21 protein-coding genes are annotated in these 20,148 nt (G+C 69.1%); 11 read left to right on the top strand and 10 right to left on the bottom strand.

What is annotated here, in order from left to right:
* Window position 1: 1 nt before the first annotated feature.
* The gene (argB, locus tag BLR02_RS18020) at window positions 2-886 is read left to right on the top strand and encodes an acetylglutamate kinase (RefSeq protein WP_090565120.1); all 885 of its coding nucleotides are present in this window, start codon (window positions 2-4) and stop codon (window positions 884-886) included.
* On the opposite strand, the gene BLR02_RS18015 is transcribed toward argB, so the two are convergent.
* Window positions 876-2,054: a DUF2336 domain-containing protein gene (locus BLR02_RS18015; protein ID WP_090565122.1), complete on the bottom strand. Its 1,179-nt coding sequence runs from the start codon at window positions 2,052-2,054 to the stop codon at window positions 876-878. The two genes, argB and BLR02_RS18015, sit on opposite strands and share 11 nt — an antisense overlap.
* Complete coding sequence (locus BLR02_RS18010; RefSeq protein WP_090565124.1) at window positions 2,054-3,427, bottom strand: sensor domain-containing diguanylate cyclase; 1,374 nt, start codon at window positions 3,425-3,427, stop codon at window positions 2,054-2,056. Before BLR02_RS18010 ends, BLR02_RS18015 begins: the two co-directional genes overlap by 1 nt.
* Window positions 3,428-3,608: 181 nt before the next feature.
* Between BLR02_RS18010 and dapD the strand changes: the two genes are divergently transcribed.
* The 3 genes from dapD to BLR02_RS17995 are packed head-to-tail and all read left to right on the top strand — an operon-like array spanning window position 3,609 to window position 6,174.
* The gene (gene dapD, locus BLR02_RS18005) at window positions 3,609-4,445 is read left to right on the top strand and encodes a 2,3,4,5-tetrahydropyridine-2,6-dicarboxylate N-succinyltransferase (RefSeq protein WP_090565126.1); all 837 of its coding nucleotides are present in this window, start codon (window positions 3,609-3,611) and stop codon (window positions 4,443-4,445) included.
* Window positions 4,446-4,450: 5 nt separating this feature from the next.
* The gene (dapE, locus tag BLR02_RS18000; protein WP_090664152.1) at window positions 4,451-5,584 is read left to right on the top strand and encodes a succinyl-diaminopimelate desuccinylase; all 1,134 of its coding nucleotides are present in this window, start codon (window positions 4,451-4,453) and stop codon (window positions 5,582-5,584) included.
* Between the two features lie 32 nt (window positions 5,585-5,616).
* Window positions 5,617-6,174, top strand: coding sequence for a hypothetical protein (locus BLR02_RS17995; protein ID WP_090664151.1), 558 nt, complete (start codon window positions 5,617-5,619; stop codon window positions 6,172-6,174).
* Here the strand turns inward: BLR02_RS17995 and truA are convergent.
* From truA to def, 3 genes are read right to left on the bottom strand one after another with little or no spacing between them, the layout of a single operon-like run.
* Window positions 6,171-6,932, bottom strand: coding sequence for a tRNA pseudouridine(38-40) synthase TruA (gene truA, locus BLR02_RS17990; protein WP_090565133.1), 762 nt, complete (start codon window positions 6,930-6,932; stop codon window positions 6,171-6,173). The genes BLR02_RS17995 and truA overlap by 4 nt on opposite strands.
* On the bottom strand, window positions 6,932-7,837 hold the full coding sequence (gene fmt, locus BLR02_RS17985; RefSeq protein WP_090664150.1) for a methionyl-tRNA formyltransferase: 906 nt from the start codon (window positions 7,835-7,837) through the stop codon (window positions 6,932-6,934). Before fmt ends, truA begins: the two co-directional genes overlap by 1 nt.
* 10 nt (window positions 7,838-7,847) lie before the next feature.
* On the bottom strand, window positions 7,848-8,378 hold the full coding sequence (def, locus tag BLR02_RS17980) for a peptide deformylase (RefSeq protein WP_090664149.1): 531 nt from the start codon (window positions 8,376-8,378) through the stop codon (window positions 7,848-7,850).
* Window positions 8,379-8,488: 110 nt separating this feature from the next.
* Between def and BLR02_RS17975 the strand changes: the two genes are divergently transcribed.
* The gene (locus tag BLR02_RS17975; RefSeq protein WP_090565138.1) at window positions 8,489-9,049 is read left to right on the top strand and encodes an Hsp20 family protein; all 561 of its coding nucleotides are present in this window, start codon (window positions 8,489-8,491) and stop codon (window positions 9,047-9,049) included.
* Window positions 9,050-9,114: 65 nt separating this feature from the next.
* Window positions 9,115-9,369, top strand: a complete 255-nt coding sequence (locus tag BLR02_RS17970) for a DUF1150 family protein (protein ID WP_090565140.1) — start codon at window positions 9,115-9,117, stop codon at window positions 9,367-9,369.
* Window positions 9,370-9,437: 68 nt separating this feature from the next.
* Here the strand turns inward: BLR02_RS17970 and BLR02_RS17965 are convergent, their stop codons facing one another.
* Both BLR02_RS17965 and BLR02_RS17960 read right to left on the bottom strand, forming a co-directional pair.
* Window positions 9,438-10,406, bottom strand: a complete 969-nt coding sequence (locus tag BLR02_RS17965; protein ID WP_176849658.1) for a Bug family tripartite tricarboxylate transporter substrate binding protein — start codon at window positions 10,404-10,406, stop codon at window positions 9,438-9,440.
* The gene (locus tag BLR02_RS17960) at window positions 10,403-11,407 is read right to left on the bottom strand and encodes a Bug family tripartite tricarboxylate transporter substrate binding protein (protein WP_090664147.1); all 1,005 of its coding nucleotides are present in this window, start codon (window positions 11,405-11,407) and stop codon (window positions 10,403-10,405) included. The genes BLR02_RS17965 and BLR02_RS17960 overlap by 4 nt, the downstream gene beginning before the upstream one ends.
* 232 nt (window positions 11,408-11,639) lie before the next feature.
* On the opposite strand from BLR02_RS17960, the gene BLR02_RS17955 reads away from it, so the two are divergent.
* The 5 genes from BLR02_RS17955 (at window position 11,640) to BLR02_RS17935 (ending at window position 17,180) form a co-directional block, all read left to right on the top strand.
* On the top strand, window positions 11,640-13,430 hold the full coding sequence (locus BLR02_RS17955; protein WP_090565146.1) for a glucan ABC transporter ATP-binding protein/ permease: 1,791 nt from the start codon (window positions 11,640-11,642) through the stop codon (window positions 13,428-13,430).
* Window positions 13,431-13,519: 89 nt separating this feature from the next.
* A complete protein-coding gene (locus BLR02_RS17950) occupies window positions 13,520-13,957 on the top strand; it encodes a CBS domain-containing protein (protein ID WP_090565148.1) in 438 nt (145 codons plus the stop codon).
* 78 nt (window positions 13,958-14,035) lie between these two features.
* Window positions 14,036-15,022 carry a TRAP transporter substrate-binding protein gene (locus tag BLR02_RS17945; protein WP_090664146.1) on the top strand — a complete coding sequence of 329 codons (987 nt, stop codon included), beginning with the start codon at window positions 14,036-14,038 and terminating at the stop codon, window positions 15,020-15,022.
* A 199-nt stretch (window positions 15,023-15,221) separates the two neighbouring features.
* Entirely contained in the window at window positions 15,222-15,755 is a 534-nt protein-coding gene (locus BLR02_RS17940) for a TRAP transporter small permease (RefSeq protein WP_176849657.1), read from the top strand.
* 3 nt (window positions 15,756-15,758) lie between these two features.
* Window positions 15,759-17,180 carry a TRAP transporter large permease gene (locus tag BLR02_RS17935; protein WP_090565153.1) on the top strand — a complete coding sequence of 474 codons (1,422 nt, stop codon included), beginning with the start codon at window positions 15,759-15,761 and terminating at the stop codon, window positions 17,178-17,180.
* 85 nt (window positions 17,181-17,265) lie between these two features.
* Here the strand turns inward: BLR02_RS17935 and BLR02_RS29580 are convergent, their stop codons facing one another.
* The 3 genes from BLR02_RS29580 to BLR02_RS17920 all read right to left on the bottom strand — a co-directional run bounded on the left by BLR02_RS29580 (window position 17,266) and on the right by BLR02_RS17920 (window position 20,113).
* Window positions 17,266-17,793, bottom strand: coding sequence for a hypothetical protein (locus tag BLR02_RS29580; protein ID WP_176849656.1), 528 nt, complete (start codon window positions 17,791-17,793; stop codon window positions 17,266-17,268).
* 126 nt (window positions 17,794-17,919) lie between these two features.
* Window positions 17,920-18,333 carry a VOC family protein gene (locus BLR02_RS17925; protein WP_090664145.1) on the bottom strand — a complete coding sequence of 138 codons (414 nt, stop codon included), beginning with the start codon at window positions 18,331-18,333 and terminating at the stop codon, window positions 17,920-17,922.
* Window positions 18,334-18,421: 88 nt separating this feature from the next.
* Window positions 18,422-20,113, bottom strand: coding sequence for a Na+/H+ antiporter (locus BLR02_RS17920; RefSeq protein ID WP_090565157.1), 1,692 nt, complete (start codon window positions 20,111-20,113; stop codon window positions 18,422-18,424).
* Window positions 20,114-20,148: the final 35 nt, after the last annotated feature.

Below are 20,148 nucleotides of genomic sequence, written 5' to 3'. Positions count from 1 at the left end.
GATGACCGATGATGCCTTCGATCCGATGAAGACCCTGGCCGGTGCGCTGCCTTTTCTCAAGCGCTACGACGACCAGATCATCGTCGTTAAGTATGGCGGCCACGCCATGGGCGAGGAGGAGACGGCGCTCCGCTTTGGCCGCGACATCGCTCTGCTGGAGCAGGTCGGTGTCAGCCCGGTGGTGGTGCATGGCGGCGGCCCGCAGATCAACGCCATGCTCAAGCGCCTCAACGTGCAGTCCACCTTCATCCAGGGGCTGCGGGTGACCGACGAGGCCATGCTGGATGTGGTCGAGATGGTCCTCGCCGGGCCGGTGAACAAGCAAGTGGCCGAGGCGATCACCCGCGCCGGGGCGCTCGCGGTCGGCATCTCCGGCAAGGATGGCGGCCTGATCACCGCGCGGAAGCTGCGGCGGACGGTGCGCGACCCCAACTCCCATCTCGAGCAGGTACTCGACCTTGGATTCGTCGGCGAGCCGGCCGAGGTCGATACACGCGTGCTGCGCCTGCTGATCGGCGCCGATATCGTCCCGGTCGTGGCCCCGGTCGGAGTCGGCGAGGACGGCCAGACCTACAACATCAATGCCGATACGGTGGCCGGCGCCATCGCCGGGGCGCTTGGTGCCGAGCGGCTGCTGATGCTGACCGATGTGAGGGGCGTGCTCGGGCCCGATGGGGTGCTCATCCCCGAGATGACGGTCGCCGAAGTGCAGGCTGGCATAGCCGCCGGCTGGATCTCGGGCGGGATGATCCCGAAGGTCGAAACCTGCATCTACGCGATTGAGCGCGGGGTGAAGGGCGCCGTCATCCTCGACGGGCGGGTGCCGCATGCGGTGCTGCGCGAGCTCTTCACCGATAGCGGGGCCGGCACGCTCATCAAGCCCTGACCATCGGCTCGGCCAGCAATTCGATCTGCCAGATCATCTCGGCGGTCGAGAGCGGCCAGCCTCCGTCGTCGGGACCCGGCAGCAAGGCCATGCCGGGTGCGATCTGGCCCAGGACGGCTTGCACGAGCATGGCGCAGCGAAGGTTGAACCCCGCCTGCCAGCACAGGCTGACGAGGGCGCGAGCACTGCGGAGCCGTATCGCCTCCTCCACCCCACGCTGCTCCACGGCGGCCTCCCGCGCCAGCAGTCGGGTCATCGCTTCCCGATCGCCGCTCATGGCGGCCGCCTCGAAGAGGGCTGCGGCCGATGGCTCCGACGCGCTTTCGATCAGGCGAGCCTCCACCCGCTCCTGCAGGCGCTTCGCCAGGCCGGGTGCGAGGTCGGGCCGGGCCGTCAAAGCCTCCAGCAGATGGCCCGCGACGCAGAGGGAGAGCGCGCGCTGTGCCCGTGGCGGCAAGCTCGGACGCGCGACCAAGCTTTCCTGCCAAGGGATGCGCGTGGCGGCCTGGAGGATCAGCCCATCCAGCGTCTGTTCGCGGATGGCGGCCGAAGGGTTGGCCAGTAAGGCGCCGATCGCCGCCTCATCCGCCGTGGCGGCGATGGCGTCCGAGAGGCTCTCGCTCAGCGCCGGCCGCCGGGCGACTGCGGTCAGCGTATCGGGCACCGGGGGAGCCACCACGAGGCAGAGCAGGTCCTCCTCGCTGAGCAAGGGGGAAAGGCGGATGACCGGCTCCGCCACCGCCATCGCCGCATCCTGCGCGAGGCGGAGGATAAGGGCATGGGGCGCGTCCGGCATCGCCTTCAGCTCCTCGGCGATGACGGCGCGGACATGGACCGCGGCATCCTCCGCCAACAGGCAGAGAGCCTGCCAGGCAATGGCCGCCAACCGGTCCTCTGCGATCGAGAGGGCATGTGCCTGCGGGGCCAGCTTACGCCCGAGCGCGGCCCGCACGGCCGGGTCGGCATCGGCGGCCAGCAGGCGGTTGGCCTGGGCTGGACTGGCCGTATTGCCGGCGACTGCGCCGCGCACTGCCGAGCTGGCGTCGCCCGCGAGATAGTAGAGCAACTCCGGCCGGGTTTCCGGCAGGGAGGCGAGCGCCAGCCGATCCGGTTCCGCACCGAAGCGTGCCAGGCGCTTCGCCGCCTCGTAGGGCAGGTTCCGTCCCATCAGCTCCCCGTCGGTCCGGTCTCCAGGCGCCAGCCATTCCGGCCATGGCGCTTGGCAGCATACATTGCGCTGTCGGCACGCGAGATCAGGCTGTCCGGCGTGTCGGATCCATCGGCCGCCCGCATGGCGATACCGATGCTGAAGGTCAACGGCAGGGTGAGGCCAGGAAGCAGTCCTGGCAGGACGGTCAGCGCCGTGCGGCGGATGGCCTCGGCCCGCATCGTCGCTGCCGCAGTATCGGCGCCTTCCAGCCAGGCGGCGAATTCATCTCCACCCAAGCGGGCGACGAGATCGGTCGGCCGAACGATATCCCGGAGCAGGCGTCCGACGGATGCGAGCGCCGAATCACCGGCCTCATGCCCCAGCCGGTCGTTCAGCGGCTTGAAGTTGTCGAGGTCGATGAACAGCAAGGCCCCGCGCGGCATCGGATACCGCTCGCCGGAGAGGCGGTCCAGACGCCGATGCATGTCTTCGAGGAAGGCGCGCCGGTTGAGCAGGCCGGTCAGCACATCGGTTCTGGCCTGCAGTTCCAGCTCCTGCTGCAGGACCTGGTTGCCGAGGGCGACGAAGAGGAGATCGGCCGCAGCCTCGAGCAGATGCCGGTCATCCTCGTCGAAGGGCCTTGCGCCGCCGGGACGCCAGGTGACGAGCGCGTGCCGTGGGGTGACCCGTTGCGGATGAGGCAGAAAGGCGAGAGGCTCGCCCGATGGCCCCTCGATGAACATGGGCACCGCCTGGTCGAGCAACGGGCCGATCGCGTCGACCAAGGGCATCGGATCTGCGCCATGTCGGTGCATCACCCTGGCAGGGGCGCCCGGCCCGATCTCCAGCACCGCTGCGCTGGTGCAGCCGAGCGCCGGCCCCAGCGCCTCCAGCGTCGAGGTCAGCATGCGTGGCGCAAGGACCTGTCGGCGTACCCGGCGCACCAAGGTTTCCAGCGCGCGGGCCCGGCGCAGAGCCGCGGCCTGGGTTTCCAATTCGCGCAACTCAGCGGTGACATTGCGGCCGATGCCGCGCATCCCGGCAAAGCGGCCCGCCGCATCGGCCAGTGGCACGACGGAGAAGCTGAAACAGGCTGCCTGTTCTGCGGAGGCGCCGAGCCAGGCATGCAGGCCACGAGCCTGTTCCCGTAGCTGGAACGGATTCGGCTCCGGATACAGCAGCAATCGCCGGGCGGGTTCGCCGAGCAGTGCCGCGCCTTCCCATCCCACCACCCGGTCGGGCCAGAGAAAGGAAAGTCGGCCGGCCGCATCCGTCTCGAAGGCGAGGTCGGCGGCCAGGCCGGTGAAGTCCTGCCAGCGCTGACGGGATTCGAGCAGGACGCCGGGCAAGCCGTGCAGGGCGGGTACGGGGGCGGGATCGGCCGATTCCATGACGGCAGCATCCGTCACCTCCGCTGAATGCACGGTTAAGGCGGGTGCCTGGAACCGCAACCGGGTCCGCCGGGCCGCAGGATGCCGGGGCGCCTCTCCGAGCCCTTCGGGCGTGCCCCGCGTTGACAGCGGCGCGCCGGCATCGGCATGGTCCGGCCGCCGATTTCCCAGGACGACGCCGATGACCCTTTCCGCCCTTCAGGCTCCCATCGAATCCCTGTGGGAACGCCGCGACACCGTATCCTCCGCCACTGGCGGCGAAGACCGCAGCGTGGTGGCAGCCGCGCTCGAGGCGCTCGATGCCGGCCAGGCTCGCGTGGCGGAGCCGGACGGGCAGGGTGGCTGGCGGGTGAACCAGTGGCTGAAGCAGGCCGTGCTGCTCTCCTTCCGCCTCACCGATTCGGCGCCGATGGATACGGCCGCCGGCGCCTATGACAAGGTGCCGTTGAAGTTCGCCGATTGGGGGCCGAACCGCTTCAAGGATGCGGGCTTCCGTGCCGTCCCCGGCGCCGTCGTGCGCAAGTCGGCCTATATCGCCCCCGGCGTCGTGCTGATGCCGAGCTTCGTCAATGTCGGCGCCTATGTCGACCGCAACACCATGGTCGATACCTGGGCGACCGTCGGCTCCTGCGCACAGATCGGCAAGAACTGCCACCTCTCGGGCGGCGTCGGCATCGGCGGCGTGCTGGAGCCGCTGCAGGCCAACCCCGTCATCATCGAGGATGACTGCTTCATCGGCGCGCGTTCGGAAGTCGCCGAGGGCGTCATCGTCGAGCGCGGCGCGGTGCTCTCCATGGGCGTCTTTCTCGGCGCCTCCACCAAGATCATCGACCGTGCGACCGGTGAGGTGCATATCGGCCGCGTCCCGGCCTATTCGGTCGTTGTGCCCGGCAGCCTGCCCGGCAAGCCACTGCCGGACGGTTCGCCCGGCCCCTCGCTCTACTGCGCCGTCATTGTTAAGCGCGTCGATGCGCAGACCCGCGCGAAGACGAGCATCAACGAGCTGCTGCGCGACTGAGCGCCATGCGCAACGCTCCGGCCGACCCGCTGCCGCTCGCTCAGGCGCTGATCCGCTGCCCGAGCGTGACGCCCGCCGATGCCGGCGCGCTCGGCGTGCTGGAAGCGGCCCTGGCGCCCCTCGGCTTCACCTGCCACCGCATGCGCTTCGGCGAGACGGAGAACCTCTTCGCCCGCCGAGGCACGGGCGGGCCGCATTTCTGCTATGCCGGCCATACCGACGTGGTGCCGCCGGGCGGGCAGGGCTGGACCGACGATCCCTTCGCCGCCTCGGTCCGTGACGGCGTGCTCTACGGACGTGGCGCCTGCGACATGAAGGGCGGCATCGCGGCCTTCGTCGCCGGCCTCACCGATTACCTTGCCGCCAACCCCAACCCTCCAGGCAGCATCAGCCTGCTCATCACCGGCGATGAGGAAGGGCCGGCGAAGGACGGCACGGTGCGGGTGCTCGACTGGCTGGCCGAGCGAGGCGAAATTCCGGACATGGCGCTGGTCGGCGAGCCGACCTCCCGTGCGCAGCTCGGCGATATCGTCAAGGTCGGTCGCCGCGGCAGCATGACGGCGTGGATCACCCTCTTCGGCACCCAGGGCCACAGCGCCTATCCGCAGCGTGCCGACAACCCGATCCATCGTCTCGTCCGGGTGCTGCATCGCCTCACCGCCGAGCCGATCGATGCCGGCAGCGAATTCTTCGAGCCGACGACACTCCAGGTCACCGGCTTCGATGTCGGGAACTCGGCGAACAACGTCATCCCCGGCGAAGCGCGGGCCATGCTCAATATCCGCTTCAACGACCTCCATACCAGCGCCAGCCTGACGGACCGCCTGCACGCCGCCCTCCGTGCGGAAGAGGCCCGCTACGACATGCGCATCGACTGCTCCGGCGAGAGCTTCCTCACCAAGCCGGGGCCTTTCGTCGAGGCATTGACACGGGCGGTGGAGCGTCAAACAGGCCAAGCGCCCGCACTCGACACTGGTGGCGGCACATCCGATGCCCGTTTCCTTGCCCGCTTCTGCCCGGTAGCGGAACTGGGTGGCGTTGGGGCAACCATGCACAAGGCCGATGAATGCGTGCCCATCGCGGAACTGCGGGATCTTGCCGCGCTCTACCGGGCGGTGCTCGAGGAGAGCCTCGGCTGACTGACCCCGCGCGCCCCGTCCCACTCCGACAGGTGATCGAGGCCGGGCTACGCGGCGCCTTGCTGCTGGCCCGTGGCCGCCTGGATGGCCTGTTGCTGATCGATGGGTCGTCCGGTGGTGCCGCACGCAGCTTCTGGGCGGCGGCTATCTGCCTCCCGGGTTTCCTGGCCCTACGTTTCCTGGCCTGGTCCGAGGGCGGCGGGCCAGAGCTTGGCCTGTTGCGCGGCCTCGTCGCGGAGCTGGTCGGCTATGCCTGCGCCTGGACGGGCTTCGCCCTGCTGGCCCTGCCGCTGACCGAGGTTGCCGGACGCAGGGCTGAATGGCCGCGCTTCGTCGCCGCCTGGAACTGGTCGAATGTGGTCCAGTACCTGGTGATGCTGGCGCTGACCCTGCCGGGCGAGCTGGGCTTGCCGCCGCTGCTGGCGCATGGGCTGGGGTTGGCCGGCATCGGCTATGCGCTCTGGCTCGAATGGTTCGTCGCCCGTAGCGCGCTCGGCATCGTTAGCGGCAAGGCGGTGGCCTTCGTGATGCTGGACCTGGCGCTTGGCCTCGCCATTGGCGGGATGGTGGGTCGGCTGAGCGGAGGCTAGATCCAGCCGATATCCTCGGCATAGCGGACAAAGAGGAAGGTCAGCCCCTCCGGTGGCGCGGTCTGGCCAGCCTGGGCGCGGTCCCGGCTCTCGAGCACCCGTCGCGGCCATTCCGTACCACGCTTGCCGAGGCCGACCTCCAACAAGGTCCCGGCGAGGTTACGGATCTGGTGATGCAGGAAGCTCCGCGCCTCGGCCAGGATCACCACCTCATCGCCCTGGCGCATGACATCCAGTCGCTCCAGCGTGCGCACCGGCGACTTTGCCTGGCAAGCCGCGGCGCGATAGGCGGAGAAATCATGCCGGCCGAGCAACCCCTGGGCTGCCGCATGCATGGCCCCGGCATCGAGCGGCACCGGCACATGCCAGACCCGCCCCGCCTCCAGCGCCGGCCGGGCGCGGCGGTTGAGGATGCGGTAGCGGTAGCCCCGCCGCACGGCCGAGAAGCGGGCATTCCAGCCCTCCGGCGCAGGCGCGGCGCAGGTGACGACCAGCGGATGCGGCTTCGTATGGAAATTCAGGGCCTCGCGCAGCCGCTCCGGGGCCAGCGTCCGTTCGATGGCAAGCTGCGCCACTTGACCCTCGGCATGGACGCCCGCATCGGTCCGCCCGGCTGCGATGGCGAGCGGCACGGCCCCACCATTCAGCGCCGCCGCGGCCTCCTCCAGCACCTGCTGCACTGAGAGGCCACTGCCCTGGCGTTGCCAGCCGACGAATGGAGTGCCGTCATATTCGAGGGTCAGCGCGTAGAGCGGCACTACCCCAGCACCGTGCCGGCCGGTAGCGGATAGCCGCGCAGGAAATCCTCCACCGCCAGCGACCCGCGCCCGGGCCGCTGCAGCCGGAGCAGGCGGAGCGCGCCTTCGCCGCAGGCAACCACCCCGGCATCGTCGAGCATCGTACCGGGGAGGCCAGCGCCTTCAGCCGGCTCCGCTGCCAGCACGCGGATCGCCTCGGCCTGACAGGTAAAGCTGGTGCCGGGCCAGGGGTTCAACGCCCGGACACGGCGGTCCAGCACCAGGGCCGGCAGCGTCCAGTCGATGGGGGCATCGGCCTTGCTGAGCTTCGGCGCGTAGGTGGCCCCGGCTTCGGGTTGCGGCTCCGCCGGCGGGTTCTGCTCCAGCGCCTGCAGCACCAGGCGTGCGCCCATGGCGGCGAGGGCATCGTGCAAATCGGGCGTGGTGGTGCGCGGGCCGATCGGCACCGAGCCCTTCAGCAGCATTGGGCCGGTGTCCAGCCCTTCCTCCATCTGCATGATGGTGACGCCGCTCTCGGCATCGCCGGCGAGGATCGCGGCCTGGATCGGCGCGGCGCCGCGCCAGCGCGGCAGTAGCGAGGCATGGATGTTGAGGCAGCCGCGGCGCGGCGCTTCCAGCATCGGGCGCGGCAGGATCAGCCCATAGGCCGCCACCACCGCCGCATCGAGGTCCAGTGCTGCGAAGGCCTCGTGCTCCGCCACATGGCGGCGGAGCCGGGCGGGCGTTCGCACCGGGAGGCCGAGGGCCAGCGCCGCCCGGTGCACCGGACAAGGCATCTCCTTCTGCCCGCGCCCTGCCGGGCGTGGCGGCTGGCAGTAGACGACCGCGATCTCATGCCCGGCCGCGTGCAGCCCCCGCAGCGCCGGCACGGCGAAGTCCGGGCTGCCCATGAAGGCTATGCGCAAGATGGATGCCTCAATCCCGGCCTCGGGATTTGAGGTCCTTGGCCAGCTTGCGCAGCAGCATGTTGCGCTTCAGCGCGCTTATATGGTCGACGAAGAGCACGCCGTTGAGGTGGTCCACCTCATGCTGCAGGCATGTGGCAAGCAGGCCCTCCGCCTCGATCTCCCGCCGGGCCCCCTCAAGGTCGAGGTAGCGCAGCTTCACCCGCGCCGGGCGAGTCACCTCGGCATATTGGCCGGGGAGGGAGAGGCAGCCTTCCTCCCGGGTCGAGAGCTCGGTGCTGGCGGCGACGATCTCCGGGTTCACCAGCACCAGCGGCGCCGGCTTCTCCTCAGGCTGCAGATCGACCACGATCAGCCGCAGCAGCTCGCCCACCTGCGGCGCGGCGAGGCCGATGCCGGGGGCCTTGTACATCGTGTCCAGCATCCGTGGCGCGAGCGCCCGGACGGCATCGGTATCGGCATTCCCGACCGGTCGCGCCTTGGCGCGCAGCCGCGAATCGGGGACGAGCAGGATCGGCAGGGGCGGGTCGGTGACGGTCATGGGAGAGGGGCGATGTAGCCCCCGTGGCACCCCCTTGCAACCGGTACACTCATTGACGAAATCTATGCCGTGGCTGGGTGCTTCGGGTCCGGCCACCCGCTTCGCTCCGGATGAGGAGGCCCTGCTTGTCACGTCCATCGGTTTTCGGTTCGCCGCTCTTCCTTGGCTTCGACCACCTCGAGCAGATGCTCGACCGGGTTGCCAAGAACGCCGACGGCTACCCGCCCTACAATATCGAGCAGACGGCCGAGAACCGGTTGCGCATTACGCTGGCCGTGGCCGGCTTCGCCATGGACGACCTGCAGATCACGCAGGAGGACAATCAGCTCGTCATCCGCGGCCGCCAGCGGGACGATTCGGAGGGCAGGATCTTCCTCCATCGCGGCATCGCGGCGCGGCAGTTCCAGCGCGCCTTCGTCCTTGCCGAGGGGATCGAGGTGGAAGGAGCCTGGCTCGACAATGGCCTCCTGCATGTCGATCTCCAGCGGCCGCAGCCGGAGGTGAGGGTCAGGACGATCCAGATTCATGGCGGCCAGGGGAATCCCGGCGCTTCTCAGGGAAGTGCGCCGAACGGGTCACCCCCTCGCGGCGTTGATGGACGCAGCGTCGGGGCCAGAACAGTCAACGGGGCAGCAATGCCCGTTGTCGAGGGGCGTGCCAGCCGGGGCTGAGCCCCGGAATGGGCGCCGAAGTGCATGGATGCCCGAATGGGGCCATGCCTAAAGGAGAACCAGCGATGAAGAGCAACGAATCCTCCAACGGTTCGAGTGACGTGAACCAGGCTGCCGTCGCCCTCCGCGAGCTTTCCGTGCAGGATTGGGCACGCTTCGGTGTGCAGGAGATCGCCTATATCCGGCCTGTCGTGGTCAATGGCGTGAAGGCCATGTCGATCCACGCCGCCGACGGCACACCGATCGGCGCCGCGCCGACGGCCGAGCTGGCGATCGCCGCCATCGAGCAGCACGAATTGGCAGCCGTCCGCGTCCACTGAGCCGCGAGCCGCTCGGGCCCGAAGGGCGGGCGGGGAAGGAAACCCCGCCCGGCTCCGGCCGACAGATCCTATTCCGCCCGGATCCCGGCGGCGCGGATCACTTCGCCCCATTTGGAGTTCTCGACCGCGATGTGACGGTCGAAGGCGGCACGGCCCATGGGCAGTGCCTCGATCCCCATCTCCCGCAGCTTGGCCTGGGTGGCCGGCTCTGCCAGGGCCGCCAGCAATGCCTGTTCCGCCCGCGCCAGGATCGGCTCCGGCGTGCGGAGCGGGGCCTGCAGCCCCCACCATGCCGTGGCGGCGAAGCCCGGCAGCGCCGCCTCCGCCACCGTCGGCACCTCGGGCGCTGCGAACCAGTGTTCGGCCGAGGTCACGGCGAGAAGCTTCAGCTTCCCCTCCCGCACATGCGGCAGATAGCTCGGCAGGTTATCGACGCAGAGATCGAGCCGCCCGCCCACCAGATCGGCAATGGCCGGTGAGGTGCCCCTGTAGGGAATGTGCTGGATGTCGATCTTCGCCTGGTACTTCAGGTACTCCGCACAGAGATGTCCCGAGGTGCCATTCCCTGGCGTGCCGTAGCTAAGGCCGCCGGGCCTGGCGCGGGCGAGGGCGATCAGCTCCGCGACCGAGGAGGCCGGCAGGTCGGGCCGGGCAAGCACCCCGTTCGCCACATGCGCCGTTGCCCCGATGCTGGCGAAATCCTTCACCGGGTCGAAATTGAGGCGGGGGTAGAGATGGGGTGCGAGCGCCGAGACGGAGATGGTGGCGGCCAGCAGCGTATAGCCATCCGGCTCCGCCTTCGCCGCGACCTCCGCCCCGACATTGCCGCCGGCGCCGGCCCGGTTCTCCACGATGAAGCCCTGGCCGAGCGAGGCGGAAAGCCGCTCGGCGAGGAGGCGGGCGACCGCATCCGTCGCCCCGCCCGGCGTGAAGGGGACGATCAGCCGCACCGGCCGCGAGGGCCATGCGGCGCTCTGGCCGAGGGCCGGCGCGGCCGTCAGGAACGGTGCGGCAAGCAGGCTGCGGCGCCGGATCATTCGGCAGTCGCCCCCGATTTCCGCACCACCTCCGCCCATTTCGCAATCTCGGCCTGGATGAACTTCTCGAAGGTGGCCGGCGAGGTGCCGCCATCCGGCGTGAGGCCCGGAGCCAAGCCGCCGAGATCGACGATCTTCGCCCGCGTCTCCGGCTCCTTCACCACCGCGTTGATCTCGGCGCCCAGCCGGTCGATGATGGGCTTCGGGGTCTGGGCCGGGGCCTGCACGCCGAACCAGGCCGTGGCCTGCACATCGGGGAATCCGGCCTCGGCCGTCGTCGGCACATCGGGCAGGGCAGGGCTGCGGGTCGGCGTCGTCACCGCCAGCGGGCGCAGCCGGCCCTCGCGCAGATGGCCGATCACCGAGGGCAGGTTGTCCACCGCCACCTCGATCCGCCCGGCGATCACCTCCTGCAGCATCGGGCCGGCGCCGCGGAAGGGCACATGCTGCATCTGGATGCCGGCGACGGATTTCAGCAACTCCCCGGTCAGGTGCAGCGAGGTGCCAATGCCGGAGCTGCCGTTGTTGAGCTGCCCGGGGCGCGCCTTCACGTAGTCCACCAGCTCCTTCAGCGTGCGGACGGGCAGGGCGTTGGTGACGAAGATGGCGTTCGGCACCTGCAGCATCAGCCCGGCGGCGGCGAGCGCATCCGGCTTGTAGGGCATCTTCGCGCCATAGAGGCTGTAGTTGATGGCGCCCGAGCTGATCGTGCACATCAGCAGCGTGTAGCCATCCGGGTCCGACTTCACCACGGCGTCGGAGCCGACATTGCCGCCGGCGCCCGGACGATTCTCGACGATCACATTTTGTCCGAGGCGCTGGGTAAGCCGCTCCGCCAGGATGCGGGCGGCAATGTCGGTGGTGCCGGCCGGCGTGAAGGGCACGACGAGCCGGATTGTCCGGCTCGGCCACGTGTCCTGGGCACGGGCATGGGGGATGAGGGCGGGGGTGGCCACCAGGCCAGCCCCGCCCGCCAGCATGGCACGACGGGTCACGATCATTGGAAGTCTCTCCCTCTTTTTTATGTGCCATAGCTGGTGGCGGTAACAGCCGTCCGTCAACCCTTCCTGTATCGGGATCATTCCACTAAATGAAGGGAACTCCCGCGGCCCTTCGCCGATCCCATCACGGTATGAACGCGACGGCGGCCTTGCCGAAGGGTGGGGCTTGCCTATTAGGCAAGGACGCGCCCGACGGGACCGGGTGCCAGAGACCACTGACAGGGACGCCGGGATGCATTTTATCAGGCTCTATGGACGGGTCCTCCGCCTCCTGGCAGCGGATCGCTGGGTGGCGGTCGGGCTGAGCATCGCCAATGTGGCACTCGCGGGGCTGCTCTTCCTCGAACCCGTCCTGTTCGGGCGGGTGGTGGACGTACTGTCGCATGCCTCGAACGCGACGCGGGACATCGTCTGGGAGCGTGCCTTCGCCCTGCTGGCGCTCTGGAGCGCGGTTGGCCTCTCCGGCATCGGGGCCACCGTCGCCGTTTCGCTGCTCGCCGATCGCATGGCGCATCGCAACCGCCTGGTCTCGATGCATCGTTATTATGAGCATGTGCTCTCGCTGCCGCTCTCCTTCCACGGCGACGTGCAGTCGGGCCGGCTGATGAAGGTGATGCTGGTCGGGGCCGACAACCTGTTCAGCATCTGGCTCTCCTTCTTCCGCGACCATCTCTCAACCTTCGTCGCTGCGCTGGTCCTGTTGCCACTGACGCTGGCGATGAACTGGCGGCTCGGCATGCTGCTGGTCGTGCTGGTGCTGGTCTTCTCGGTCATCACCGCCTTCGTCATCCGGCAGACCGAGACGGCACAGGGGAAGGTGGAGATGTTCCAGTCCCGCCTCGCCGGCACCGCGCAGGACGCGCTGTCCAACGTCATCGTCGTGCAATCCTTCACCCGCATGGCGAGCGAGGCGCGGATGTTCGGCGACATCGTGCGCCAGGTGATGGACCACCAATTCCCGGTGCTGAATTGGTGGGCCGTCGTCTCCGTGCTGACGCGGGCGGCCAGCACGCTGACTGTGATCTCCATTTTCATCCTCGGCACCGTGCTGCATCTCGACGGCAAGGCGACGGTCGGCGAAATCGTCAGCTTCATGGGTTTCGCCATGCTGCTGATCAACAAGTTGGAAGGCGCCGTCGCCTTCGTCTCCCGCCTTGTCTTCCAGGCCCCCGGCATCTCCGAATTCTTCGAGGTGCTGGATGCCCGGACCAGCGTGCCGGAACGGCCCGGCGCGCTCTCGCTCGGCCGCGCCGAAGGGTCGGTGGTGTTCGAGAAGGTGGCCTTCGCCTATCCGGGGGGCGCCCGCATCCTCTCCGATGTCGAGTTCCGCGCCGATCCTGGCCGCACCATCGCGCTCGTCGGCCAGACCGGTGCCGGCAAGTCGACCGCCATGGCCCTGCTGCAGCGCCTGTGGGACCCGGTGGCCGGCCGCGTTACCCTTGATGGGCATGACCTGCGGGATGTCAGCCTCGACAGCCTGCGGCGCAATATCGGCGTCGTCTTCCAGGAGAGCATGCTGTTCAACCGCACCATCAAGGACAACCTGCTGGTCGGCCGGCCGGAGGCGACCCAGGCGGAGATCGAGCGTGCCTGCCAGATGGCGGAGGCGCATGACTTCATCATGCGCCAGCCGAAGGGCTACGACACGCTGGTCGGCGAGCGGGGCGCCAGCCTGTCCGGCGGCCAGCGGCAGCGCCTCGCCATTGCCCGCGCCCTGTTGAAGGACCCGCCGGTGCTCATCCTCGACGAGGCGACGAGTGCCCTCGATGCCGCTACCGAGGCGCGGGTGCAGAAGGCCCTCGCCGCGCTGATGGCCGGGCGCACCACCTTCATCATCGCCCATCGCCTCTCGACCGTGCGGGATGCGGACGAGATCCTCGTCTTCGAGGGCGGTCGCATCGTGGAGCGCGGCACCTTCGATGCCCTGGTGCACCAGGGCGGCCGCTTCGCCGAGCTGGTGAAGACGCAGCTCACCAGCAGCGCGCCGCTAGCGGTGCCGGAGCCGGTGAAGGCGGCGGAATAAGCGCCGCCGCCGTACCGCTTTTGCTTGCAACCGGCGCGCGTGGCGGCGCAGCCTGGGGCCAAGGGAGAACAGCCCCAGGGAGCACGCCCATGGTCATCGCCTCGATCCTGAAGACGAAGGGCAACAGTGTCATCTCGCTCGGGCCAGAGGGAACGGTGCTGGACGCCGCCCGCCTGCTGGCGGAGCACCGCATCGGCGCCGCCCTGGTCCGCAGCCTGGATGGCGCGTTGCTTGGCATCCTCAGCGAACGCGACATCGTCCGGGGCATGGCGGCGCATGGCCCTGGCACCACGGGCCTGCCCGCAACCCAGTTCATGACCCGGGATCTGGTCACGGTGCAGCCCCAGACGCTGGTCACCGAGGCCCTCTCTCTCATGACCCAGCGGCGCGTCCGGCACCTGCCCGTGCTCGATGCCGGCGGCGGGCTGATCGGCATGGTCTCGATCGGCGACCTGGTGAAGGCGCGCATCGAGGCGGCGGAGCAGGAGACCGAGGAGCTGAAGCACTACGTGGTCTCCGCCGGCTGAAGGTCGGCAAGACCCCCTTGTTGCCCGGCGGCCTTCCGGGTTTCACTCGCCCCGGAAATAAACCGGGGGCTCCCACGCATGACCATCACCCGTCGCGCCGCGCTGGCGGCGCCGACCCTGCTTGCCGTCACCTCGGGACTGGCGCCGGCCCAGGCCCAGGCCAAGTGGCAGTTCGCCAGCGCCTATCCCGACGGCAACTACCACACCAGGAATCTCCGTGAGTTCTGCGCCGATGTGGAACAGGCCACCGGCGGCAAGCTGCAGATCCAGCTGCACAGCAACGCCTCCCTGCTGCCGATGCCGCAGATCAAGCGCGGCGTGCAGACCGGCCAGGTGCAGATCGGCGAGATCCTGCTGACCGCCTATTCGAACGAGGACCCCTTCTTCGACGCCGATGCCGTGCCTTTCCTGGTGCCGGACTTCGCCGGCGCCCGGAAACTGGCCAACCTGCAGCGCCCCTATATCGAGACCCGCTTCGGCCGCCAGGGCCTCTCGCTCCTCTTCTCGGTCACCTGGCCGGCGGCCGGCTTCTACACCCAGGTGCCGCTGAACAGCCTCGACGTGCTGAAGGGCAGCCGCTTCCGCACCTTCAGCCCGCTGACCAACCGCTTCGCAGCCCTGGTCGGTGCCAACCCGGTGCTGGTGCAGCAGGCGGAACTCGCCCAGGCCTTCGCCACCGGCATCGCCACCGCCATGGTGACGAGCGCCCAGACCGGCGTCGACACCTCGGCCTGGGACTATGCCAAGGTCTTCACCCCGGCGACCTTCTCGATGACGAAGAATGCCGTGGTGATCTCCCGCCGCGCCCTGGAGGGGCTGCCGGCTGACCAGCAGGCGGCGGTGAAGGAGATGGCCAAGAAGGCCGAGGACCGCGGCTGGGCCTATGCGGCCGAGGCGCAGAAGGCGTCCGAGGCGCGGCTGGCGGAGAAGGGGCTGACCATCGGCACCGTCCCGCCCCAGGTCATGGCCGAGCTGAAGCAGATCGGCAACACCATGACCGAGGAATGGGTCCAGCGCACCGGCGAGGATGGCCGCAAGCTGGTCGATTCCCTGCGCGCAGGCTGATCATTCGCCGGGCGGCGCTGCCCCGATTGCGGGCAGCGCCGTCGCGCCGCAGCGGAACGGGCCCGCGCGGCCCCTTGCACGGGCCCGGGCGCGCGGCGATGGTGCGGTGCTGGGATTCCGGTCCGTTCGGGCCGTATCAGGGGGCTTCCGTCATGTCGTCCAACCGCCGCTTCACCGCGGCCCGCGCAGTCCTGTCCTGATGCGCCGCCTGCTCGATGCGCTCTATGCGCTGGGCGCCGCCCTGGCCGCCCTGTCGCTGCTGACGATCTTCTTCGTGATGATGGCTCAGGTCGTGATGCGGGAGATGCAGCTCCAGCTGCCTGCTGCCGACGATGTCAGCGCCTATCTCTGCGTCTCCACCACCTTCTTCGCCCTCGCCGCGACCTTCAAGCGAGGTGAGTTGATCCGGGTCGGCATGGCGCTCGACCGGCTCTCCCCGCCGCTCCGGCGCTGGGCGGAGCTGCTGGTTCTCGCGATCGCCGCCGTCCTGCTCGCCTATGTCACCTTCTGGACTGCGCAGGACATGTGGTTCAGCTGGGAGATCGAGGAGGTGGCGCAGGGCACGGTGCCCATCCCGCTCTGGATCCCGAAGCTTGCCATGCCCCTCGGCTCCGGCCTGCTGCTCGTCGCCATCCTCGACGAGCTCGTCATCGTGCTGCGCGGCGCCAAGGCGAGCTATGTCACGGCGGCCGAGGAACGCGCCGCCGCTGGCGATTTCTCGGCGGAGGTCTGAACCATGGACTTGCTGACCTTCGCCCTGCTGCTGCTGGTGCTGCTCTGCCTGCTGCTCGGTGCCGGGCTATGGATCGCCATGTCGCTGGCTGCCGTCGGCTATGTCGCCATGGTCTTCGTCCATCCGAGCCCGGGGCTGTTCCTCGCCTCGGCCTTCTGGGAATCGACCGGCTCCTGGACCCTTGCCGCGCTGCCGATGTTCGTCTGGATGGGCGAGATCCTGTTCCGCACGAAGCTGTCGGAGGAGTTGTTCAATGGCCTCGCGCCCTGGGTGCGGCGCATCCCGGGCGGGCTGCTGCATGTCAATATCCTCGCCTGCGGCATTTTCGGCAGCGTCTCCGGCTCCTCCGCTGCGACCTGCGCGACGGTCTCCAAAATCGCCCTGCCGGAGCTGAAGCGCCGCGGCTATGACGAGAATGTCGCGATCGGCTCCCTCGCCACCTCCGGCACGCTCGGCATCCTCATCCCGCCCTCCATCATCATGGTGGTCTATGCGGTGGCGGCCGAGGTCTCGATCATCCGCGTCTTCATCGCAGGCTGCATTCCCGGCCTGCTCGTGATGCTGCTGTTCAGTGCCTATATCGCCATCTGGGCGATGCTGAACCCATCAAAGCAGCCGAAGGCGGAGCCGCGGATGGGCTTCGCCGACAAGATGCGGGCAAGCGCCAAGCTCATCCCCTGCGCCGTACTCATTGTCGTTGTCATCGGCACGATGTTCGTCGGCTGGGCCACGGCAACCGAGGCGGCGGCCTTCGGCGTACTCGGCTCACTGCTGATGGCGGCGGGCTGGCGGACCGGCGCCGTGCTGCTGGCGGCCGACCTCGCCGCCTGGGCCTTCGGCCTGATCGGCTTCTCCGAGGCCTGGCCGATCGCCTTCTTCGCCCTGCTCGGCCTCGCGGCCGGCGAGAGCGTGCTGACCTGGCAGGCGTTCATCGACAGCCTGAAGGGTGCGACGCGCCTCTCCTGCATGATCATGTTCATCCTGGCGGGCGCGGCCTTCCTCACCAAGGCGATGGCGCTGACCGGGATCCCCGCCGCGCTGGCCGACGGGGTCGTGCATCTCAATCTCGGGCCCTACGGGCTGATTGCCATCCTGACGGTCGTCTATGTGCTGCTCGGCACGGCGCTGGATGGCGTCTCGATGATCGTGCTGACCACCTCCATCGTCATCCCGCTCGTGCAGCATGCCGGGTTCGACCTGGTATGGTTCGGTATCTTCATCGTGCTGCTGGTCGAGATCGCCGAGATCACGCCGCCGGTCGGCTTCAACCTCTTCGTCATGCAGACGATGACCGGGAAGGAGCAGACCGAGGTGGCGATGGCCAGCCTGCCCTTCTTCCTCATGCTGGTCCTGACGGTGGTGCTCTGCACCCTCTTCCCGGTGACGCTCGTCACCGGCCTGCCGGACCTGCTCCTGTCGCGGTAGCGGGATTCGTTGGGCAACTGGTAGATGCCTTCGGCCGCTCCGGCCGAAGGCGGTCAGGTGCCCGATTCCGCTACCGCATCCACCCTCACCGCATCGGGGTGGGGTTGTTCATGCTGTTGCCGGCCGGTGCAGTGCCGGCGGGCGGGACGGCATCGCCCCGCGGACCCATGCCGGTGCCGGTCGCGCCGGGAGAGGTTGCCGTGGTCGTGCCGGTGCCGGCCGCGCCCGTGCTGGTCCCGCCAACCATGCCGCCGCCCATATAGGCGCGGTCCGCCTCATTGGTCGGCGTGCGCCGCGTGGCGCTCTGGGACGACCGGGTCCGGCTGCGACGGGCCGAATCGCGGTTGTCGAGCGGGGTGCGGACTTCTGGATTGCTCCAGGGCGGCGTGCCGAGATTGACGTCACGAGGGCTGGTGGTCGCGCCGGTCACCGCGCCGGCGCCAGCCCCGATCGCAGCGCCAGCCAGCACACCGACCGGACCGCCCAGCGCACCGACGCCGGCGCCGGTCGCGGCACCCGCGGCCGCGCCACCCGTCGTGCGATCGGAACTGTTGGTGCCGCAGGCCGCCAGGGCGAGGGCCACCGACGCCACGCCCAGGATCTTCCAACTCATGCTTTCCTCCATCCGTTGGTTGCCGTTCGCTTCGGGTTTGGCGCCGCAACGCTGCCGTCCCGCACCAACCGGAACGCTTCCGCGCTGAAATGGTTGCGCGGGTGAGCGGCAACCTGCACGCGGGTGTCAGCCGGGTGCCGGCCAATCCGGGCGGTCAAAACGCTGGATCTCAAGCAGGTACCCGGCAGGATCGCGGAAGAAGAAATGGGTGATGCCCGTGGCGGCATTGGCGGAGGGGGGTGCCTCGACCGCCACGCCCGCCGCCGTCAGCCAGCCATGCCAAGCCTCGACCTCGGGCGTCACGAGGGTCAGCACCACGCCGCCCTCGGCGCGAGGCTCCCGGCCTTGCCGCGGCCCGCGTGCCTGCACCACGCCGAGGAAGGCCCGTTGCCCGCCGGTCGCGTAGATGGCGGCGAAGCCCTGGTCCTGCACAAGCGGCAGGCCAAGGACGCGGCCGTAGAAATCCCGGCAGGCCGCGGGATCCTCGGCATAAAGGAAGGTAATCTGTTGTGAGACAGCAGTGGGGCGGGGCGGGAGCATGCCACATCCTCCCCCGGCCGGTCCCCGAACCGCAATCCTCGCCGTTCAGCCTGTCAGGGCGGATCGGCCAAGGCGGTGCCGACCAGGTTCAGGACCCGGCAGAGATCGCGGCCGTCGCCCCAAGCTCCCGGGGCGGATGGCTGACTGCCGCCGCATCCGCTGCCTTCCGCCGCTCGGCATCCGCCCGCTTCTGGGCTTCGGTGCGATCATCGCCCAGCACCTGCCGCACGCGGATCTCCTCGAGGTCGAGCTCCTGCTCGAGCTTGACGAGGCCTTCCTCCTGGAGATGCCCTGCCTGGTAATGGGCGACGAGCTGCTGGCGTGCGGCCTCGAGCGCTGCAAGGCGTATGCGGCGCCGCGCGGCCCGCTCCGCGATGGCCGCGCCCTGGTTGGCGGCCGTCCGGCTCAGATGACCGGACCGGTCGCGGAATTCATGGACCAAGTCGGCGGCAATGGCGCCTTCCAACGGATCCTCTATCCGCCGCTCAATCTCGGCCAATGAGGCGGCGGCAAGCAGCCGCCGACCTTCGGCCTCCTCCGGGTCGATGCCGTTGGGATGCGGCGGCAAGGCGACGCCGAGCCGCTGGATCACCCATTCGAGCGTCGTGCCCTGCACCACCAGGGTCGCCAGGATCGCGGCGAAGGCCAGGAAGACCAGCAGGTCGCGCTCGGGGAATTCCTGCGGCAAGGCAAGGGCCGCGGCGAGGCTCACGACGCCCCGCATGCCGGCCCAGGAGATGATGGTCATGTGCCGCCAATCCGGCATTGGGTCGCGGCGGCGCAGCGCCGGAATCCAGCGCGGGATCCAGCTGGCGGGGAAGACCCAGAGGAAGCGGGAGAGGATCAGCGCCAGGGCCGTGCCGAGCCCGATGCCGACAAGGTCGAGCACGCCGCGGTCGGCGATGCGCTCCAGCACCTGGTTGAGCTGGAGGCCAATGAACAGGAAGACGAGGCTGTTCAGGATGAACTCCATGAACCGCCACACCGTGCCTGCATTCAGCCGCGCGCTGTAGCTGAATACTGTATGCTGAGCCCGTCCGAAGAGCAGGCCGGTGGTCACCACCGCCATCACGCCCGAGACGTGCAGAGCCTCCCCGGCGAGGTAGGAGGCATAGGCGGCGAGAAACCCTGTCGTGGTCTCGAGCATGGTGTCCTCGAGCCGCGGCAGGACCCAGAGCGTCACCTTGCCGACCGCCCAACCGACCGCGATGCCGCCAAGGCTGAGCACAACGAAGCTTACCGCCCCGTTGGCGGCGCCGATGGTGCCGCTGGCCAGGGCCGCCGTGACCGCCAGCTTGTACAGCATGAGTGAGGAAGCATCGTTGATGAGGCTCTCGCCCTCGAGCACGGTGACGATGCGCCGCGGCAGCCGCAACCTTTGCAGCACCGCGGCGGCTGCCACCGCATCGGGTGGTGCGACGATGGCGCCGAGGGCGATCGCCGCAGTCCAGGGCAATTCCGGCACCAGCCAGCGGGCGACCACGGCGATGCAGAAGGCGGTGAAGAACACGGCCCCGACTGCCAGCAGCAGGATCGGCCGCAGGCTGCTGCGGAAGGCACGCCAGTCGGTCCGGTAGGCGCTCAGCTGCAGGAGCGGCGGCAGGAAAAAGGCCAGAGCGAGTTCCGGGTCGAGCTCCAGGTTCGGCACCGCGGGGATCAGCGCCAGGACCATGCCGCCGATGACGAGGATCACGGCATAGGGCAGCCGTAGCCGCCGCGCGATCAACGAGAACCCGATGCAGGCGGCGATCAGCGCCAGGAGAAGCTCGACCAGTTCCATACCCGCTTCTACCCGGCCAAACGGCTCGGTTGCGA

The sequence above is a fragment of the Belnapia rosea genome (assembly GCF_900101615.1).
Classification (GTDB): Bacteria; Pseudomonadota; Alphaproteobacteria; order Acetobacterales; family Acetobacteraceae; genus Belnapia; species Belnapia rosea.
This window is presented reverse-complemented; position numbering and strand designations above follow the sequence as displayed.

Excerpts from the sequence above, each read along its gene's own strand:
- dapD (WP_090565126.1), top strand. The coding sequence starts at position 3,609 with ATGACCCTTTCCGCCCTTCAGGCTCCCATCGAATCCCTGTGGGAACGC.
- argB (WP_090565120.1), top strand. The coding sequence starts at position 2 with ATGACCGATGATGCCTTCGATCCGATGAAGACCCTGGCCGGTGCGCTG.
- BLR02_RS17975 (WP_090565138.1), top strand. The coding sequence starts at position 8,489 with ATGAGGAGGCCCTGCTTGTCACGTCCATCGGTTTTCGGTTCGCCGCTC.
- BLR02_RS18015 (WP_090565122.1), bottom strand. The coding sequence starts at position 2,054 with ATGGGACGGAACCTGCCCTACGAGGCGGCGAAGCGCCTGGCACGCTTC.
- BLR02_RS17940 (WP_176849657.1), top strand. The coding sequence starts at position 15,222 with ATGCGCCGCCTGCTCGATGCGCTCTATGCGCTGGGCGCCGCCCTGGCC.
- BLR02_RS29580 (WP_176849656.1), bottom strand. The coding sequence starts at position 17,793 with ATGAGTTGGAAGATCCTGGGCGTGGCGTCGGTGGCCCTCGCCCTGGCG.
- BLR02_RS17960 (WP_090664147.1), bottom strand. The coding sequence starts at position 11,407 with ATGATCGTGACCCGTCGTGCCATGCTGGCGGGCGGGGCTGGCCTGGTG.
- BLR02_RS18010 (WP_090565124.1), bottom strand. The coding sequence starts at position 3,427 with ATGGAATCGGCCGATCCCGCCCCCGTACCCGCCCTGCACGGCTTGCCC.
- BLR02_RS17965 (WP_176849658.1), bottom strand. The coding sequence starts at position 10,406 with ATGATCCGGCGCCGCAGCCTGCTTGCCGCACCGTTCCTGACGGCCGCG.
- BLR02_RS17935 (WP_090565153.1), top strand. The coding sequence starts at position 15,759 with ATGGACTTGCTGACCTTCGCCCTGCTGCTGCTGGTGCTGCTCTGCCTG.
- dapE (WP_090664152.1), top strand. The coding sequence starts at position 4,451 with ATGCGCAACGCTCCGGCCGACCCGCTGCCGCTCGCTCAGGCGCTGATC.
- BLR02_RS17955 (WP_090565146.1), top strand. The coding sequence starts at position 11,640 with ATGCATTTTATCAGGCTCTATGGACGGGTCCTCCGCCTCCTGGCAGCG.
- BLR02_RS17925 (WP_090664145.1), bottom strand. The coding sequence starts at position 18,333 with ATGCTCCCGCCCCGCCCCACTGCTGTCTCACAACAGATTACCTTCCTT.
- BLR02_RS17920 (WP_090565157.1), bottom strand. The coding sequence starts at position 20,113 with ATGGAACTGGTCGAGCTTCTCCTGGCGCTGATCGCCGCCTGCATCGGG.
- BLR02_RS17945 (WP_090664146.1), top strand. The coding sequence starts at position 14,036 with ATGACCATCACCCGTCGCGCCGCGCTGGCGGCGCCGACCCTGCTTGCC.
- BLR02_RS17970 (WP_090565140.1), top strand. The coding sequence starts at position 9,115 with ATGAAGAGCAACGAATCCTCCAACGGTTCGAGTGACGTGAACCAGGCT.
- BLR02_RS17950 (WP_090565148.1), top strand. The coding sequence starts at position 13,520 with ATGGTCATCGCCTCGATCCTGAAGACGAAGGGCAACAGTGTCATCTCG.
- def (WP_090664149.1), bottom strand. The coding sequence starts at position 8,378 with ATGACCGTCACCGACCCGCCCCTGCCGATCCTGCTCGTCCCCGATTCG.